Source organism: Streptomyces graminilatus (assembly GCF_001418565.1).
Classification (GTDB): domain Bacteria; phylum Actinomycetota; class Actinomycetes; order Streptomycetales; family Streptomycetaceae; genus Streptomyces; species Streptomyces graminilatus.
This window is the reverse complement of record NZ_LIQQ01000339.1, coordinates 1-1,902: the sequence shown is the minus strand read 5'-3', so window position 1 is coordinate 1,902 and position 1,902 is coordinate 1. Positions and strand designations below refer to the sequence as shown.

Genomic DNA, 1,902 nt, shown 5'->3' with positions numbered 1-1,902 from the left:
GCCGCCGGAGAGCTGGTGCGGTTTCTTGCGCGCCTGTTCGCCGAGCTGTACGAGCTCCAGCATGTCGTCGACCTGCTTCTTCACCGACTTGATGCCGCGCCGGCGCAGACCGAAGGCGACGTTCTCGAAGATGTCGAGGTGCGGAAAGAGGGCGTACGACTGGAAGACCGTGTTCACCGGCCGCTTGTACGGCGGCAGACTGGTGACCTCCTGCTCGCCGAGGAAGACGGTCCCGGAGGAAGGTTCCTCCAGGCCCGCGATCATCCGCAGGGTGGTCGTCTTCCCGCAGCCCGAGGCACCGAGCAGGGCGAAGAAGGAGCCCTGCGGGACGGTGAGGTCGAGCGGGTGTACGGCGGTGAAGGAGCCGTAGGTCTTGCTTATGCCGGAGAGACGGACGTCGCCGCCGTGGTCTGTGCTGGTCATGGTGTGGTCCTTGGGGAGTCGGAGGGGTGTCGCACCGCTGTGGCAGGCTGGCTACGCCCCTGTCAACTTCGCGAACTTCTCCTCGTACGCCGTCTCCTCCTGCTGGCTCAGGGACCTGAACGCGCGGGACTTCGCGGCCATCGCCGCGTCGGGAATGATCAGCGGGTTCTCCGCCGCCGCCTTGTCGATCTTCGCGAGGTGGGGCTTCACTCCGTCGACGGGACACACGTAGTTGATGTGGGCGGCCAGTTCGGCGGCCGGCTGGGGCTCGTAGTAGTAGTCCATGAGCCGCTCGGCGTTGGTCTTGTGGCGGGCCTTGTTGGGGATCAGCATGTTGTCGCTCGACGTCATGTAGCCGCTGTCCGGGATGAGGAAGTCGATGTCCGGGCTGTCCGCCTTGAGCTGGACCACGTCACCGGCCCAGGCGACACACGCCGCGAAGTCGCCCGAGGTCAGGTCGGCCGTGTAGTCGTTGCCGGTGAAGCGCCGGATCTGGCCCTTGTCGACGGCCTTCTGGAGCCGGGCGATCGCCGCGTCGTAGTCGTCGTCGGTGAACTTCGCCGGGTCCTTGCCCATGTCGAGCAGGGTCATGCCCATGCTGTCGCGCATCTCGGAGAGGAATCCGACGCGCCCCTTCAGCTTCGGGCTGTCGAGCAGGTCGGAGATCGACTTCACCTCGACGCCGTCCAGGGCCTTCTTGTTGTAGGCGATGACGGTGGAGAGGCCCTGCCAGGGGTAGGAGTAGGCGCGTCCCGGGTCCCAGTCGGGGCTGCGGAACTGCTGTGACAGGTTGGCGAACGCGTGCGGGAGGTTCGACTGGTCCAGTTTCTGGACCCAGCCGAGCCTGATCAGCCGGCCGGCCAGCCAGTCGGTGAGGACCATGAGGTCCCGGCCGGTGGCCTGGCCCGCCGCGAGCTGCGGCTTGATCTTGCCGAAGAACTCGACGTTGTCGTTGATGTCCTCGGTGTACTTGACCGTGATGCCGGTCCGCTTGGTGAACGCGTCGAGCGTGGGGTGGTGCCTCTCGCTCTTGTCGACGTCCATGTACTCGGTCCAGTTGGAGAAGCTGACGGTCTTCTCCTTGGCCGAGTGGTCGTCCGCGGCGACGCCTCCCGCGGTCCGGCCGGCGGCGGGGATGCCGCAGCCGGTCAGCGCGCCGAGGCCGCCGGCCACCAGCGCGCCGCCCGCGGACGCGCGCAGCAGGGACCGGCGGGTCAGGGCGGCCCTGCCGTTTCGGAAGCTGCGCCGCATGGCGGCCACCTGGGCGGCGGAAAGGCGGGCGGGCTCGTACTGCTCCATCGCGTGATGCCCTTTCAGGAGGGTGTCGGGCCGCTGATCGGTCGGCCTGTGTCCTGTCAGCGGTCCCCGAAGACCGTGCGGTGCCAGTCCTTGCGCGCGACTGCGGTGTTGTCGAACATGACGTGCTTGATCTGCGTGTACTCCTCGAACGAGTACGTGGACATGTCCTTGCCGAAGCCG

The 1,902-nt window shown here is 67.2% G+C and carries 2 protein-coding genes; both read right to left on the bottom strand.

Translation table 11 applies throughout. From position 1 onward, the window contains the following. A partial coding sequence (locus AOK08_RS27305; RefSeq protein WP_157876812.1) for an ABC transporter ATP-binding protein occupies positions 1-423 on the bottom strand: 423 nt, incomplete at its 3' end. A 51-nt stretch (positions 424-474) separates the two neighbouring features. After that, positions 475-1,722 (bottom strand): polyamine ABC transporter substrate-binding protein, encoded by a 1,248-nt coding sequence (locus tag AOK08_RS27300; protein WP_055530905.1) that lies wholly within the window; start codon positions 1,720-1,722, stop codon positions 475-477. Between the last annotated feature and the right edge of the window lie 180 nt (positions 1,723-1,902).